This window comes from Streptomyces sp. ATLC9 (assembly GCF_057196705.1).
Map to the genome: position 1 here is coordinate 1 of NZ_JBXUOY010000128.1, position 14,239 is coordinate 14,239.

Here is a 14,239-nt window from a genome sequence, read left to right on the forward strand (position 1 = left end):
CACGAAGCCTCTGGTGGAGACGGATTTCTTGGTCGAAAACCCATCTACCAGGGGCTTCACCTGTCTGTCACCCCAACTGCCCCTCCAGCCGAACAGGTTGGAAAGAGCTCAGTGACGACACGCTGAGCGCTGAAGACGCGGTCGGCGGAGCGGCTTTGGGCGGGAGCTGCCTTGGGGCGAGAGATCGGGGCCCGTACGCTGGCCCGCGAAATCGGGCTGGCTCCTGGCCTGCCCGCAAGTGCCCGATGTGGGCCCCCGATCGTCGAGGCTCGCCCCAAGGTGGCTGCCTAAAGCCGCGGAGCCGACCGGGCCCAGCCACGATGGCACCTAGTCAACAACCCAGGTGCTCGCTGCTGGCGCGGGGCCGGCGGACGCCGGGGCGGAGCGGGGCGAAGACAGGAGCGTCGGCCCGGCGGGGAGCCGGGCCGCGCGCGGCGAGCGGAGCGAGCCGTCTTGAGTAAGTGAAGACAGGTTTCGACAGTCGGCGGGTCAGCCGGTGGGCTGGGTCTGGTGGTGGCTGTCGACGGTGATGCGGTAGGTGAGTTGGGCGCGGTCGCCGCTGGTGGTGAGTTCTTCGAGGATCAGCGGGTGGTCGTCGCGGCCTCGGGTGGTGCGGGTGGTGTGGATGACCGGGGTGGCGTCGGGGAGCTGGAGCGTGGTGCGCTCGTCGGGCAGTGGCATGCGGGCGCGGGTGGTCTCGGTCCAGGACAGGGTGTGTCCGGCCTGGGTGAGCTGGGCGTAGATCTGCGCGGGCTCGGTGTCGGGGTGGTCGGACAGTGGGGTGCCCTCGGCGGTGGCGAACGGGATCAGGGTCCGGTGCAGGGCGCGGGTGCCGGTGGCCGGGTCGGTCAGGAGTCGGTCGATGCCGAAGAGGGCTTCGCCTTCGTCCAGGGCGAGGAGCGGGCCGGTGGTGGCCGTGGTCTTGGTGCGGTAGACGCTGGGCTCCTCGGCCGGCTCCCAGGTGTCGTGGCCGGTGGTGAAGTGGCCTGCGGTGTCGCGGGTGATGGTGCGGTCCAGGGTGAGGACCGGGGTGGGGGCGCCGCGGACGAAGCTGCCCTTGCCGTGGATGACGTCGATGAGTCCTTCGCTGCGCAGGGCGGCGATCGCGTTGCGCACGGTGGGACGGGAGACCTGGTAGCGGGCGATGAGCTGGGCCTCCGAGGGCAGCGGCGCGCCTGGGGCGAACTCCCCGGATGCGATGGCGTCGCGGATGGCGGCGGCCACCTGCTGGTAGAGCGCTCCGGGGCGCTGGATCTCTCCCATGGGTGCCTCGCTGTCAGGTGAGGAAGCGGCGCCGACCCGGCGCGATGTCACTCGTCAGCATAAGTGGTTGCGCTCAGCCGTCAAGGCATGCATAGTCGTCACTCGTCATTACGAGTGACGTCAGTTCAATGCTGGCGTCCGATCGGCCAAGGAGGCCAAGCACTGATGCAGTCCATCCCTGTAGACACCTCCCGGCTCGGCGTACTGCGGTGCGCCGTCGCGCCGGAACCGAAGATCGCGGACTTTGAGAAGCAGGAAGTCAAGAAGGACCGAGAGGGCAACACGATCTACACCGTGGGCGTCATGGTCCGCCAGGAAGGGCGGCGGGTGTCGGTGATCGAGGTCGCCGTCACCGGAGAGCCCAAGGGCGTCACCGAGGGAGCCGAGGTCCGCCTCACCGGCCTGGAGGCGTTCGCCTGGGCCATGGGCGACCGGCACGGCATCAGCTTCCGCGCCGCCGCCGTCACCCCGGTCACCCCGGCTGCCGCGCCGTCCGGTAAGGGCGGTGGCGTCTGATGGCAGACCTGCTCCTGGTCGTCTTATCGCTGGCGGCGGTCGTCTGGCTGCTGGGCGGCGGCGAGTGGCTTCGCCGGCGGCGGCCCGACTGGCACTGGTACCTGACCGGCTACCCGCGCACCGCTACGCGGATGGTGCTGACCTGGCGGAAGGTCGCACAGCTCAACGACCTGTCCGTCTCCTACCGGCCGCCTCGGCGCGTGCTCGGCGCAGTGGTGGTCAAGGGCACGGCCCTGCGTTCGATGCCTCCGCGCATTTCCTTCCCGCGCGCTCTGCCGAACGGCCTGTCGCTGCTGGTGCGGCTCCGCCCGGGGCAGACTCCGGCCCCGTTCGTGGAGGCGGCCGAAGCACTGGCGCACACCTGGGGCGTGCACGGGGTGCGGGTCACCTCCCCTCGGCGGGGCGTCGTGCTGATCACGGCGACGGCGCACGATCCGCTCGATGATCCGCGCATGCCGGACGATGCCGGTCCGCCGTCGCTGCTGTCGGCGGTGGTCGGGGTGCTGGAGACCGGCCGTGCGTGGGTGATGGACTTCCGGCGCGTACCGCACTGGCTGATCGTCGGGGCCACACAGTCGGGCAAGTCCACGCTCCTGGCCCGGCTCGTCGCACAGCTCGCGCCGCAACCGGTCGCCCTGGTCGGGATCGACTGCAAGGGCGGCATGGAACTGGGGTTGTTCGCCGGCCGGCTGTCGGTGCTGACCACCTGTCGCCGTGAGGCGGTGGCCGTGCTGAGCGCGCTCGTCACCGACATGCAGGAGCGCATGCAACTGTGCCGCCGGGCCGGTGCACGGTCCATCTGGGACCTGCCGGAGAAGTCGCGGCCGGTGCCCGTGGTGGTGATCGTCGACGAGTTGGCGGAGCTGTACCTGACCAGTGGTTCGAAGGAGGACCGGGCGGAGGCCGAGCAGTGTTCCAGCTACCTGCTGCGGCTGGCCCAGCTCGGCGCGGCCCTGGGTTTGCATCTGGTGGTTGCCGGACAGCGGGTCGGCTCCGACCTCGGGCCGGGCGTGACCGCGCTGCGGGCCCAGCTCACCGGACGCATCTGCCACCGGGTCAACGATCCCGGCACGGCGGAGATGACCCTGGGCGATCTCCACAAGGACGCCGTGATCGTCGCGCAGACCATCGGCACGGGACAGAAGGGTGTCGCGGTCACCACCGATGACGCCGACGGCTGGGTACGGGGCCGCTCCTGGCTGACCACTCCGGAAGAAGCGCGGCGCATCACCTCCGAGCATGCGGGCACCGCTCCGCGCCTGCCCATCCTGACCGCCGCCCTGGACGGGGGTGAGCAGGAGTGACCGGCTCCCCCATCCCGCTGGTGGTGGTCCTCGGACTCGTCACCGTGCTCCTGGTCCGCTCCCGCGACATGCGGGCCTGGGAAGCGGCCGTGGTCGGCCTGTTCGGCTTCTACCTGGCCCTCACCCCGGTCCGGGAGACCGTCCTGGCCGTCGTGGACTGGCTGTCCGGCGGCTTCCTCCACACCTGAGACGACAAGGAAGAGAGAGCCGCTGATGCCGATGCGCCGCGTGCGCTGCCCCATCTGCAAAGGCGAAGGGGCCCGGAAGACCCAGGCCGGCCGCCGCCACCGCTGCCGCGTCTGCCGGGGCGCCGGAACCATCCGCTGACCCGCCCACCACCACACCGATCCGCCAGGGAGTGATCGCCATGGACGCAAGCCACCCAGCCTCATCCATCCGTGCCGCTGCGGCGGCCCACCCCGGGAGGTCCCCACCATCACCGCCGAGTCCATGACCTCGGCCGACAGGCGCGCCGTGCTCAACCGCGCGGCGCGCCTGCGCCATCTCTCCGACGCCGAACGCGACATCATCCACCTCGCCTCCGACCCGCTGTTCCCGCGCCGGCTGGAACAGATCACCGCCACCGGCGGCTGCGCACACCCCGTGCACCTGGCGGGCTCCACCACCACCTACGACGCGCTCACCGGTGAAGTCCTGCACCACTACGACACCGCGAACGAACCGGGCGAGCGGCTGTCGGTCCGCTGCCGCAACCGCCGCTCCACCGTCTGCGCCCCCTGCTCCCGCCTCCACGCCGGGGACACCTTCCACCTGGTGCGCGCCGGACTGGTCGGCGGCAAGAACGTCCCCGACCACGTACGCAACCGGCCGCGACTGTTCCTGACCCTGACCGCCCCCGGCTTCGGCCCGGTCCACCGCGCGGCCGACGGCTCACCGTGCCACCCCCGGCGAGGCTCGGGCGAATGCGAGCACGGGCGCCCCATCGGCTGCCCGGCCGTGCACGACGCGGCCGATCCGCTCATCGGCCAACCGATCTGCCCCGGCTGCTACGACTACTGCGGCCACGTGCTGTGGCACGCCTACGCCGGGCGGCTGTGGAAGGCGTTCACCGACAACCTCTACCACCACCTGGCCGCGCGCACCGGACGCACCCGGACCGGACTGCGCCGGACGGTGCGCCTGTCCTACGCCAAGGTGGCCGAGTACCAGAAACGCGCGGCCGTCCACGTCCACGCCGTGCTGCGCCTCGACGGCGCAGGCGGCCCGGCCACCGCGCCCCCGTCCTGGCTCGACACCGACACCCTCACCCGCGCCGTGCGCACCGCTGCGGCGGCCGTCCGCCTGCCCACCGTCCACAGTGCCGCGCTCGGTGAGTACGTCCTGCGCTGGGGCACTCAGCTCGACGTCCGGCCGCTACGCGCCCTCGACGGCCCCGAAGGGCTGACCGACGACGCGGTCGCCGCGTACGTGGCCAAGTACGTCACCAAGGGCGCCGCCGACACCGCCGCCGGCCTCGACCACCGGCTGACCGGCCCCGACGACCTGCACACCGCCCCGGTCTCCGCGCACATACGCACCCTCATGGCGACCTGCTGGCGCCTGGGCGGCCTGCCCGAACTGGAACCGCTGCGGCTGCGCACCTGGGCCCACACCCTCGGCTACCGGGGCCACGTCCTCACCAAGTCCCGTGCCTACTCCACCACCTACGCGGCCCTGCGCGCCGAACGCGCCGAGTACGAGCGCACCGCACAGGACTCGGAGCCGTCCCCCAACCCGGGCACGGTCACCGATGCCCACTGGCGCTACGTCGGCTCCGGCCACTCCCCCGGCGCCGCCCTCATCGCCGCGGGCATCGCAGAAGACCTGGCCCGGAATCGGGAGGTGGCTCGGGAAGCTCTCCGGTCCGGCCTCGGGGGCGCTCTTGGCGCCTGAGGAACTGAGAAGACGAGTGACCGCGTCCCGCGCCCGGCAGGGGCTTCCGCCGGTCATCGAGGACCTGGCGGTGATAGAGCGCGTGGTGCGGGTCTTCGCCCTGGTCGAGACCGAGACCCGCACCGCGTGCCGCCGCGCTACGCGATCCAGTCGAAGATGAACCGGTCCGGGTCCCAGCGCTTGCGCGGGTTGGCGGGGGCCACCTCGATGGCCCGTACGGTCGCTGTGACGATCGCGCGGCGCTGGGAGTCGTTCATCTTCTCCCAGCGCTCCCGCATGTCCTCGTAGCTGCCCACGAACTCCAGCAGAACAGCCGCCCTCGACGTCTTCGACAGCTTCGCGCGGTTGCGCTCCAACCGCTCCTCGACCGACTGGCGTGCGATCATCCACTCCTTGCGGCTGATCCTGCGGTTGCCGAAGTCCCGGGCAAGTTCCTCCAACTCCTCCTCGTCGCCCCGGATCTCCTCATAAAGGCCGTTGCCGTCCTCGTCCGGGCGCTGGAGCCGCTTCCGGAACGTGGGCGAGTCCAGCGCGGTCAGGATCATGTCGCGTACGTGCTCGTCGGTCTTCTCGGCGTTGGTCGCCGTTCCGGCGCATGCGTCGGTGCCCGGGGTGTTGGGGCAGACGTAGCGCGGTACACCGGAGCGGGGCCGGCCGATCATGCCGTGTCCGCACGGTGTGCCGTCCGCCTTCGGCTTCGCGCACCGCAGGATGCCGGAGAGCAGGTAGCTGCGCCTGGTGGTGCCCTCGACCCTGCGGCGCCGCTCGGGGTCGGACAGCAGTGCGCGCAGCCGGTCGGACTCCTCGTGGCTGATGATCCCCGGCCATACGGCGTCGGCCACGATCTCACCGAGCAGGGGGCGGGTCTTCTCCCAGGAGCTGCGTGGGGTGTGCTCGCGTCGGCCGCTGATCCGTGCGGACGCCAGCATGCGGCGCAGCGCGGTGGGCTTCCACGGGATGCCCGCCACGGTGGTAATGCCGCGCTCCTGCCAGTCGCGGCAGATGCTCGACAGGCTCTCGCCCGCCAGTACACGGCGGGCACCTTCGCGGATGATCTCGGCCTCGTTCTCGCGCACGGTGATCCGGTCGTCTTCGTACCCGAAGGGGCGCTTCCCGCCTCCGGCGATCTTCCCGGCCTCGGCGGCCTGGCGGCGCTGGCGCTGCTGCCGCTCGGCCTTGTGCTCCGCCTCGTGGCGGGCGGCGGCACCGAGCATGCGCGCGATCATGCGGCCGGTCGGCGTCGCGAGATCGATTTCCCCGCTGACCGTGGCCAGCTCAAGGCCGTACCGGTCGGCGAGGTCGATCACGTCTTCCAGCTCGCGCGGGGAGCGTGTGAGCCGGTCCACGTGCCAGCACACGACGGCGTCCACGGTCCCGTTGCGCACGTCCTCCATGAGTTCCTGCCACGCAGGGCGCGGCGCTCCGGAGTAGGCGCTGACATCATTGTCGGTATGGACGGCTATGACGTCCCAGCCCTTGCGGGCGCTCAGGGCCCGGCAGTCCTCCTCCTGGCGGGCGACTCCGAGACCCGCGCCGCCCCGGTCCTGGCTGATCCGGCAGTAGATCGCTGCTCGTCGCTTCATGGGTCACATAGCTATACCCTCGTAGGCACGAGCGTGAGCTGCCCGGTCGGCGTCGCCCGGGCCGAGGGCTGAGCCCCCTGGCCGACCTCTGCCCGGCCGCCTCGTCGCGACGCCCTCGCCTGCTCCCGCAGCGCGGGGGCGTCGCCGTCTCCCTGGCGGCTCAGCCGAGGTACGGCCGGTCGCGGTGCTCCAGGAAGTGCCGGAGCCTGAGCCGCTGGGTGTGGTGCGTCGGCAGCGAGTCGATCTCTCCGGGAGGCACGAACCGCAGTTCGGTGGACTCGCCGGAGATCGCCGGTTCGCCCCCGGTGACGCGGGCGGTGAAGCAGACGTTGAACTGCCGTCTGACCTCGCCGCCGCCCCGGACGGTCCGAACGATGCGGTGGGCAGTTGCTGTCAGGTGCGGCCCGGGGTGGCCACGCAGATGATCGCGGCCAGCACCTCCCGGTCACCGTGTCGGCGACGGCCGCCGCCCTGCGGCCGCGACGGCGTCTCGGGCCCACCCCAACCGGTGGCCGATCCGAGCAAGGCCCCAGTCCGCAAGACCGGCACCCTTGAGATCGGGATTCCGCCTCGCCGTCGCGCGAGCAGCGTGCTGACCAGCAGTCAGCCATCACATTAGTGCAACGGCCACCCATTTTCGCCTATCGGGCCTTTCGCTGACCTGCCGAATGAACGAGGGTTTATCGCTGGCATATACATACATCTGTAGGGGATCATGAACGGTACGATCGACGGTTTCAGCTACGGCGCTATCACCCCGGTCGCCGGGTACCTGATGGCCGTCCTGGGTAGTGCGCTGGGACTGCGGTGCGTGGTGCGGTGCGTGCACTACCGACAGGGCTGGAAGCCCGGGTGGCTGGCTCTGGGGGCGGCATGCATCGGCTGCGGCATCTGGACGATGCACTTCATCGCCATGACCGGCTTCCAGGTCAAGGAAGCGGCCATCCGCTATGACGTGACACTGACCGTACTGAGTCTGGTGGTGGCCATCGTCGTTGTCGGCATCGGCGTGTTCATCGTCGGCTACCGCGGCGCGGGAGCCGTCACGCTCGTGACGGCTGGGGTGATCTCCGGTCTGGGCGTGGCCGCCATGCACTACCTCGGCATGTACGCGATGCATCTGCCGGGCAGTATCCGCTACGACGCGTTCACAGTCGCCGTCTCGGTGGCCATTGCCATCGGTGCCGCCATCACCGCTCTGTGGGCGGCCATGTCCGTGCGGGGTTTCGTCACCTCACTCGGCGCGAGTCTGGTGATGGGGGTGGCGATCTCCGGCATGCACTACACAGGCATGGCGGCTGTGAGCGTCCACCTCCACAACGCCCCCGCCACCGGGGACGGGGTCACGCCGGTGTTCCTGCTGCTGCCCATGCTGCTGGGGCCGGTCATCTTCCTCGTCCTGGCCTCAGTCGTGGTCATGATGGACCCACTGCTCCTCGCCGGCGACACGGACGGCAGGCAGTTCGGCGCCCCGGGCGTGGGACCTCGGGGCCACGGGACGAAGTCCGGGCCGGAACGCCCCGCCGCTTTCGGCAGCACGACGTATCAGCGGGTGGGCGCCTCGGGCACGGACAGCCATCTCGGGTCCGCATGGCCGCCCCGGCCGGACCTGGACATCACCGACGGTCAGAGATCGCGGCGGTGAGGGGCGCTTCATCAGTGAGTGATCGTTTGGTTCTGCCTCGTATCCGGTGACGGCGGAAGGCGGCGGCCACGGGGGTCACCAGGCATGAACTCGCAGGCCTGCGCACCACAGCGGAGCGCGACCACGGCTCCCGCCTCTCCTCGGTAAGTCGGAGACGTGCGCCACGACGGGGCCATGCGGTCCGTTTCCGAAGACCTCGGCTCGCTTCCCGAGGACATCGTTCCGGTGCTACGCGGGCCCGCCGCAGAGCGCGGTGTGCCCGCCCTGGTCGCGACGGTGGTCGGGGGACGGTTGCGGAACCGGGCGACCGCCGCCCGCCTGGCGGAGTACGAGGGTGAGCACGGCTCTTTCACTGATACCGAGCTGCGCGCCGCGGCCGGCGTGTGGGTGGGGCCGAGCAGAGGGAGAAGCGATGGCAGACGGGCGGACGAGGCTCGCCGGAGCGCAGAAGTCGGCCAGGGCGTGATGCGCGTACGCCGAAGCGGGGCCGGGGGGCGCGGGCCGGTCGTATCGTCCTATGCTGCGCCCAGTCATGGCGGTGCGGCCGTCCGGAAGCGGGTTCACTCCGTCCGAGCGCCGGGGTCCGCCGGTTCCCCGAAGGTTCTGAGCGACACCAAGGAGACTTCCAGTGCTCTCACGGGATGAGGCCATCGACTCCGCCCGCCGGTTCCTCGGCGAGGCGTTCCCCGAAGGGGAGTTCACGATCGTCGTGCAGTCCGGACTGACACGGGAGCACCCGGTGGCGTGGGTGGTGCGGTTCGACTCGCAGGAGCACATCGACACCGGGAACGTGGCGCTGGCGCCCTTCGTCCGCGTGGTGGTCGTGCCCAAGGACGGCAGCGGGCCGCACTTCCCCCCGACCCACCAGCCACTGGGCGAGTACCTGGGCGAGCTGGCCAGGGACGCCTGCACCACCGGCGCCTGACCGCCGGGCGCCGGGAACGCTCGTGTGGGCCGCCCGCGCGCGGCGGGCGGCCCACAACCGCTGGGAGCCGCGTGGTGGGCTCAGGCCGGGACAGTCAGGCCGAGACGGTCTGGAACTCCCGCAGGAACGCCTGGTCGAACGCCTTGAGGTCGTCCGGCTTGCGGCTGCTGACCAGGGTGTTCGGACCCTCGGTGCAGACGGCGACCTGTTCGTCGACCCAGTTGGCGCCGGCGTTGCGCAGGTCCGTCTCCAGGCTCGGCCAGGAGGTGATCTTCCTGCCGCGCACCACGTCCGCCTCGACCAGCGTCCACGGGCCGTGGCAGATGACCGCCACCGGCTTGCCGGTCTGGAAGAACTCCCGGACGAAGGAGACGGCGTCCTCGTCCGTCCGCAGGAAGTCGGGGTTGGCGACGCCGCCGGGCAGCACCAGCCCGTCGTAGTCCTCGACCGCGGCCCGGCCGACCTGCTTGTCCACCTCGAAGGTGTCGGCCTTGTCGAGGTGGTTGAACGCCTGGATCCGCCCGCCGGTGGTGGACAGCAGGCTCGGGGTGCCCCCGGCGTCGATCACGGCCTGCCACGGTTCGGTCAGCTCTACCTGCTCCACACCCTCGGGGGCGACGAGAAAGGCGACCTTCACTTCTGCCACGTCCTTTCGGCAGCTCGGGTCCTCGGTACACGTTGCGCACTCCCCCGTACTCGGATACGGGTTTCCACCGGGAGCGGTCCTATGCCGCTTTGTGTGCCTTTCCGGGCGGATCAGCCATGCGCGGAGGTGCCGCCCGTGTGGCCGCGGGGGTCATCTGGTGCGGTAGGCGTTGACGATCGTCTGGGACAGGGTGTTGCCCTTGACGTCCTTCACGTTCGCCCTGAAGGAGATCGTCCCCTTCCTGCCGGGGTTCCTGAAGGTGATCTTCCCCTTCCTGACAGTGGTCTTCCTCCAGTTCCTGCCGCCGTCGAAGGAGACATGGACGGTCAGCGACCTCAGGTTCTTGCCGGCGGCCGTTCCCTGGACGGTGACCGGTACCGGCATGGTGGCCCTCGCCCTGGCCGTGCCGTCCAGGGCCAGCTTCGGCGTGAAGCGCACCGCCGCCGCCGGGAGGGCGGTCTCCTGGGAGGTGCGGGCCGAGGTGAAGGTGTAGGAGGCGCTCACCCTGGTGCTCAGCCTGGAGGCCTTGCCGCGGCCGAGGGTGGTGACCAGCTTGTACTCCGCCTTGCCCCTGGGGAGGGTGAAGCCGGTGTGGTCGAGGATCTCCTTCTCCTCGGCGTACTTCTTCCCGTTGCGGTACAGGGTCGTCCGCGCCGAGTCGTACAGGCTGTCGCCGAGGTTGCCGGCGCCGTCCGCGAGCGGGTTCAGCATGCCGTAGAGATCGTCGCCGTCGCGGAAGACGCCGCTGTACTCGTCCAGGCGGGGACCGAAGACGCCGTTGTTGAAGGTGCGGTCGTAGGTTCTGCCCGCGGTGAACTTCCGCTCGTCGGCGTGGTAGCCGGCCTCGAACTCGCCCCCGGCGTCGAACTGCGTGAAGTACTGCGACCACCGGGCGCCCCCGGCCTTGACGTAGACCGTGGTGGTGCTCGGGAGCCTGCGCTCGGCCCCGGTGAACGAGCCCCCGTGGGACGGCACGGTGGCCAGGAGGCCGGTGCGGCCGGGGACCGACGCGCCCTGCCGGACGTCGATCCTGGCCATCTCCGACTTCTCGGTGTGCGTCTTCAGACCGGTGTAGAAGCCGCCCTCGCGGACGTGGAAGGTGTTGTAGTCGGTGTCCTCGCGGGTCCACACGGTACTGGCGGTCGAGGTGGCCTCGACGCGGCCCGTGCCGCCGACCTGCGCGGTGCGCAGGCCGCCGCCCCCCGTGCCGGCGTAGATGCCGACGAAGCCGTCGTCGCCGAGGGTGCCGGTGTACTCGACGGACAGGTCGATCCGCTCGGCCTTGCGGTCCGGCACCGTCATCCTCACCTCCTCGGCCTTGCGGGCGTCGAAGGTGAGGGTGGTGTCGCGGTCGAGCTCGACCGCCGGTGCCATGAGCCAGTCGCTGCCTTCGTACTCCTCCTGTGTGCTGCCCGGCGGGGCGATGTCGGTGGACAGGGCGTAGGTGCCCCTGGGGACCCGCAGGGTGGTGGTGCCGTCCTCGCCCGTCAGGCTCTTGAACACGTCGGTCCGGTAGCCGACGAGCATGCCGCTCCACAGGGGGGCCGGCCCGCCGTCACGGCCGAGGGCGCGCACGGTCAGGTCGTAGGACTCCGCCTCGCGGTCGACGGCGCCCGCGGTACGGACGCTCCGGCCGTCGCCGGTCGCGGTGACGGCCACGCTGTAGCCGCCGTTCACGCTGCCGCCGAGCCGGGTGTCGGCGGTGACGCCGACCGCCGCCGTACCGCCGGCGGGGACGGTGATCTCGTCGGCGGCCAGGGTGAACATGCCCTTGGGCGCGGCCTTGCCCCGGGGATCGGTGCCGGTGGCGGCCAGGGAGAGGGTGACATCCTCGGCGCCCAGGTTGCGGTAGGTGATCTCCTTGGTGACCGGCCTGTCGTCGCCGTGCGGCCACTGGGCGGTACCGAAGCCGATCGACACCGGTTCGGCGACGATCGTCTGCTTCAGCGCCTTGTTCACATCCGCCCGGCCGGAGCCCTGCTGGTAGGCGGAGTGGCCCTTGCCGGGCTCGGTGGAGGCCGTCAGCGCGCCCTTGATCCGCTCACCGGTCCAGTCGGGGTGCCGCTGGGCCAGCAGCGCGGCCGCGCCCGCGACGTGCGGGGCGGCCATGGAGGTGCCGGAGATGGAGACGTAGCCGTCGGCGACCGGGTCGCCCTCCTGCTCGACGAGGCTGTCCTTCGCCGCCGCCGCCCCGATGTCCACGCCGGGGGCGGTCAGGTCGGGTTTGACCGCGCCGTCCCCGGTGCGCGGGCCGACGGAGGAGAAGCCGGCGAGCGCGTCCCGCTTGTCCACGGCGCCGACGGTCAGCGCGGCGTCCGCGCTGCCCGGGCTGGAGATGCTGGAGGCGTAGGGGCCCTCGTTGCCGGCGGCGACGACGAAGAGGGCGCCGCTGTCCCGCGACAGCCGGTTGACGGCGTCCTCCATCGGGTCGATCTCGGGGGTGTCGCCGCCGCCGAGGCTGAGGTTGACCACCTCGGCGCCCTGGGCGACGGCCCATTCCATCCCGGCGATGATCTCGGAGTCGCTGCCGTAGCCGTCGTCGTCGAGGACCTTGGCGTTGAGCAGTTTCGCGCCGGGGGCCACCCCCTTGTACCGGCCCCTGGACTTCGCCCCGGAGCCGGCCGCGATGGAGGCGACGTGGGTGCCGTGCCCGTGGCGGTCCCTGGTGTCCTGGGAGGCGGAGAAGTTCTTCTCCGCGGTTATCCGTCCGGCGAGGTCGGGGTGGGCGGCGTCGATGCCGGTGTCGAGGACGGCGATCGTGACGCCCTCGCCGTCGTAGCCGGCCTTCCACACCGCGGGGGCGCCGATCTGCGCGGTGCTCGTGTCGAGCGCCGCCTCGCGGATGCCGTCGAGGGAGACGGTGGCGACTCCGGGCGCCGCCGCGAGCCGGCCGGCCGCGGACGGGCGGGTCAGCGCCTTCCACGCCTCGGCGGCCCGGTTCTCGGCGACGGACAGCGCCTCGCCGTTGACGGAGCGGAGGGTGGCGCGCACGGTCGGGGCGGCCCCGGCGTGGAGTTCGGCCCTGGCCGCGGGCTTCGCGCCGCGGTAGGTGACGATGACCGGTACGTCGGTGCCGGTCCTGTCGCGGTGGTGCTCGCGGCCGAGCTCGGTGACGTCGAACAGCCTCCGGTCGAGCCTGCGTTCGGCGATGAGCCGGGTGACGTCCTGCGGGATCACATAGGTGTGGCCCCTGGTGCGGACGACCCGGACGGGTACGTCCTCGCGCCCTTCGGCGCGGATCATCCCGGTGACCCGGCCGCGCCGGTCCAGCACGACCCGGTCACCGGTGACGAGGGTGACGGAGCGCCGGCCGCGCTCGGCGCGGTCGGTCCCCTGTGGTGAACCCGCCGGGGACGGCCCCGTGTCCGGCGCTGTCCTCGGTGCTGCCTCCGGCGCGGCGTTCGGGCCGGTCCTCGGGGCGGCGGACGATGCGGTGGTCGGCCCCATCGTCAGTGCGACGGCCACGGCGGTGACTGTCGCGGCGGCGCCCGCTCTCCTCCGTTGTGTCAATTCTCCCCCTGGTGAGGTCATCACCATGCGTGGGGGACCCCGGCGGCCCCCCGGCGCGATCAGTGTGCGGGAGGCCGTGGCACCCGCACCATACGGCCTCGTATGGGACAGGTGTTCTGGGTGTGACGCTCGTCAGCTCCCCTTCCGTACGGGGTCGTTCCCGCCGGGGCCGCCGGCCGGGCGGTCCACGCGCCCGGTGGTGAGCCGTCCGTCCCGGATGGTGGCCACGCGGGTCGCACGGCGGGCGATGGCGCTGTCATGGGTGACGAGGACGAACGTCGGGCCGTGCGTTCTCCACTGTCCTTCGAGTACCTCCATCACCTCGTCGCGCATCGACTCGTCGAGGTTTCCGGTGGGTTCGTCGGCGAGCAGTACGTCCGGCCGCTTCACCAGGGCTCGGGCGATGGCGACGCGCTGCTGCTGGCCACCGGACATCTCACCCGGGAGATGTCCCAGCCGCTCGCCGAGCCCGACGGATTCCAGCGCCTCCGCGGCGCGCCGACGCCGTGCCGCCGCCTTGGTACCCAGAGGAACGAGCGCGGTCTCGACATTCTCCAGGGCGGTGAGGGTGGGGATGAGGTTGAAACCCTGGAACACGAATCCGATCCGCGCCGCACGCAGTCTCGTCAGCTTCGACTCACCGAGCCGGGCGAGGTCCGTGCCGTCGAGTTCGACGCTGCCGGAGGTGGGCCGGTCCAGCCCGCCGAGCATCTGCAGGAACGTGGACTTGCCGCCCCCGGTGGGGCCCTGGACGACGAGCCTCTCGCCGTCCTCCACGGTCAGGTCGACGCCGTCGAGGGCGTGGACGGTCTTTCCTCCGCGCGCGTAGCGCTTGGTGAGGCCGGTCAGTCTGTACACAGCTGCTCTCCTGGAGTCATGAGGGGAGGGGGTGGTGGGGGGGCGGGGGGGGGGGGGCGGGGGGGGCCGGTCGCGGGGGGGGGGGGGGGCGGGGGT

Annotated in this window: 12 protein-coding genes and 2 pseudogenes; 7 read left to right on the forward strand and 7 right to left on the reverse strand. The window is 71.4% G+C overall.

Annotated elements, in window-relative coordinates; translation table 11 throughout:
• Positions 1 to 489 precede the first annotated feature (489 nt).
• Positions 490 to 1,263 (reverse strand): GntR family transcriptional regulator, encoded by a 774-nt coding sequence (locus tag AC2CJA_RS14925; RefSeq protein ID WP_484603187.1) that lies wholly within the window; start codon positions 1,261 to 1,263, stop codon positions 490 to 492.
• Between the two features lie 165 nt (positions 1,264 to 1,428).
• Here AC2CJA_RS14925 and AC2CJA_RS14930 point away from each other — a divergent pair, with 165 nt between their 5' ends.
• The 5 genes from AC2CJA_RS14930 (at position 1,429) to AC2CJA_RS14950 (ending at position 5,136) form a co-directional block, all read left to right on the forward strand.
• Complete coding sequence (locus AC2CJA_RS14930; RefSeq protein WP_484603188.1) at positions 1,429 to 1,779, forward strand: SCO3933 family regulatory protein; 351 nt, start codon at positions 1,429 to 1,431, stop codon at positions 1,777 to 1,779.
• The gene (locus AC2CJA_RS14935) at positions 1,779 to 3,083 is read left to right on the forward strand and encodes an FtsK/SpoIIIE domain-containing protein (protein ID WP_484603189.1); all 1,305 of its coding nucleotides are present in this window, start codon (positions 1,779 to 1,781) and stop codon (positions 3,081 to 3,083) included. The genes AC2CJA_RS14930 and AC2CJA_RS14935 overlap by 1 nt, the downstream gene beginning before the upstream one ends.
• The gene (locus AC2CJA_RS14940) at positions 3,080 to 3,271 is read left to right on the forward strand and encodes a hypothetical protein (protein ID WP_484603190.1); all 192 of its coding nucleotides are present in this window, start codon (positions 3,080 to 3,082) and stop codon (positions 3,269 to 3,271) included. The genes AC2CJA_RS14935 and AC2CJA_RS14940 overlap by 4 nt, the downstream gene beginning before the upstream one ends.
• A 262-nt stretch (positions 3,272 to 3,533) precedes the next feature.
• Entirely contained in the window at positions 3,534 to 4,976 is a 1,443-nt protein-coding gene (locus AC2CJA_RS14945) for a replication initiator (protein ID WP_484603191.1), read from the forward strand.
• Positions 4,977 to 4,992: 16 nt separating this feature from the next.
• Positions 4,993 to 5,136, forward strand: a complete 144-nt coding sequence (locus AC2CJA_RS14950) for a hypothetical protein (RefSeq protein ID WP_484603192.1) — start codon at positions 4,993 to 4,995, stop codon at positions 5,134 to 5,136.
• On the opposite strand, the gene AC2CJA_RS14955 is transcribed toward AC2CJA_RS14950, so the two are convergent.
• The 3 genes and pseudogenes from AC2CJA_RS14955 to AC2CJA_RS14965 form a co-directional block, all read right to left on the reverse strand.
• Positions 5,114 to 6,559, reverse strand: coding sequence for a recombinase family protein (locus AC2CJA_RS14955; RefSeq protein WP_484603193.1), 1,446 nt, complete (start codon positions 6,557 to 6,559; stop codon positions 5,114 to 5,116). The two genes, AC2CJA_RS14950 and AC2CJA_RS14955, sit on opposite strands and share 23 nt — an antisense overlap.
• A 160-nt stretch (positions 6,560 to 6,719) precedes the next feature.
• Positions 6,720 to 6,911: pseudogene (locus AC2CJA_RS14960) on the reverse strand (NUDIX hydrolase); the annotation flags it as partial.
• 44 nt (positions 6,912 to 6,955) lie between these two features.
• Positions 6,956 to 7,054 (reverse strand): annotated as a pseudogene (locus tag AC2CJA_RS14965) (IS5/IS1182 family transposase); the annotation flags it as partial.
• 220 nt (positions 7,055 to 7,274) lie between these two features.
• On the opposite strand from AC2CJA_RS14965, the gene AC2CJA_RS14970 reads away from it, so the two are divergent.
• Positions 7,275 to 8,204, forward strand: coding sequence for an MHYT domain-containing protein (locus AC2CJA_RS14970; protein ID WP_484603194.1), 930 nt, complete (start codon positions 7,275 to 7,277; stop codon positions 8,202 to 8,204).
• A 628-nt stretch (positions 8,205 to 8,832) separates the two neighbouring features.
• Positions 8,833 to 9,129, forward strand: coding sequence for a YrhB domain-containing protein (locus tag AC2CJA_RS14975; protein WP_484603195.1), 297 nt, complete (start codon positions 8,833 to 8,835; stop codon positions 9,127 to 9,129).
• 94 nt (positions 9,130 to 9,223) lie between these two features.
• Here the strand turns inward: AC2CJA_RS14975 and AC2CJA_RS14980 are convergent, their stop codons facing one another.
• The 3 genes from AC2CJA_RS14980 to AC2CJA_RS14990 all read right to left on the reverse strand — a co-directional run bounded on the left by AC2CJA_RS14980 (position 9,224) and on the right by AC2CJA_RS14990 (position 14,143).
• Entirely contained in the window at positions 9,224 to 9,766 is a 543-nt protein-coding gene (locus tag AC2CJA_RS14980; RefSeq protein WP_484603198.1) for a type 1 glutamine amidotransferase domain-containing protein, read from the reverse strand.
• Positions 9,767 to 9,925: 159 nt separating this feature from the next.
• Positions 9,926 to 13,240: a S8 family serine peptidase gene (locus AC2CJA_RS14985; RefSeq protein WP_484603196.1), complete on the reverse strand. Its 3,315-nt coding sequence runs from the start codon at positions 13,238 to 13,240 to the stop codon at positions 9,926 to 9,928.
• Between the two features lie 177 nt (positions 13,241 to 13,417).
• Positions 13,418 to 14,143, reverse strand: coding sequence for an ABC transporter ATP-binding protein (locus AC2CJA_RS14990; RefSeq protein WP_484603197.1), 726 nt, complete (start codon positions 14,141 to 14,143; stop codon positions 13,418 to 13,420).
• Positions 14,144 to 14,239 lie beyond the last annotated feature (96 nt).

Excerpts from the sequence above, each read along its gene's own strand:
- AC2CJA_RS14925 (WP_484603187.1), bottom strand. The coding sequence starts at position 1,263 with ATGGGAGAGATCCAGCGCCCCGGAGCGCTCTACCAGCAGGTGGCCGCC.
- AC2CJA_RS14930 (WP_484603188.1), top strand. The coding sequence starts at position 1,429 with ATGCAGTCCATCCCTGTAGACACCTCCCGGCTCGGCGTACTGCGGTGC.
- AC2CJA_RS14935 (WP_484603189.1), top strand. The coding sequence starts at position 1,779 with ATGGCAGACCTGCTCCTGGTCGTCTTATCGCTGGCGGCGGTCGTCTGG.
- AC2CJA_RS14945 (WP_484603191.1), top strand. The coding sequence starts at position 3,534 with ATGACCTCGGCCGACAGGCGCGCCGTGCTCAACCGCGCGGCGCGCCTG.
- AC2CJA_RS14955 (WP_484603193.1), bottom strand. The coding sequence starts at position 6,559 with ATGAAGCGACGAGCAGCGATCTACTGCCGGATCAGCCAGGACCGGGGC.
- AC2CJA_RS14970 (WP_484603194.1), top strand. The coding sequence starts at position 7,275 with ATGAACGGTACGATCGACGGTTTCAGCTACGGCGCTATCACCCCGGTC.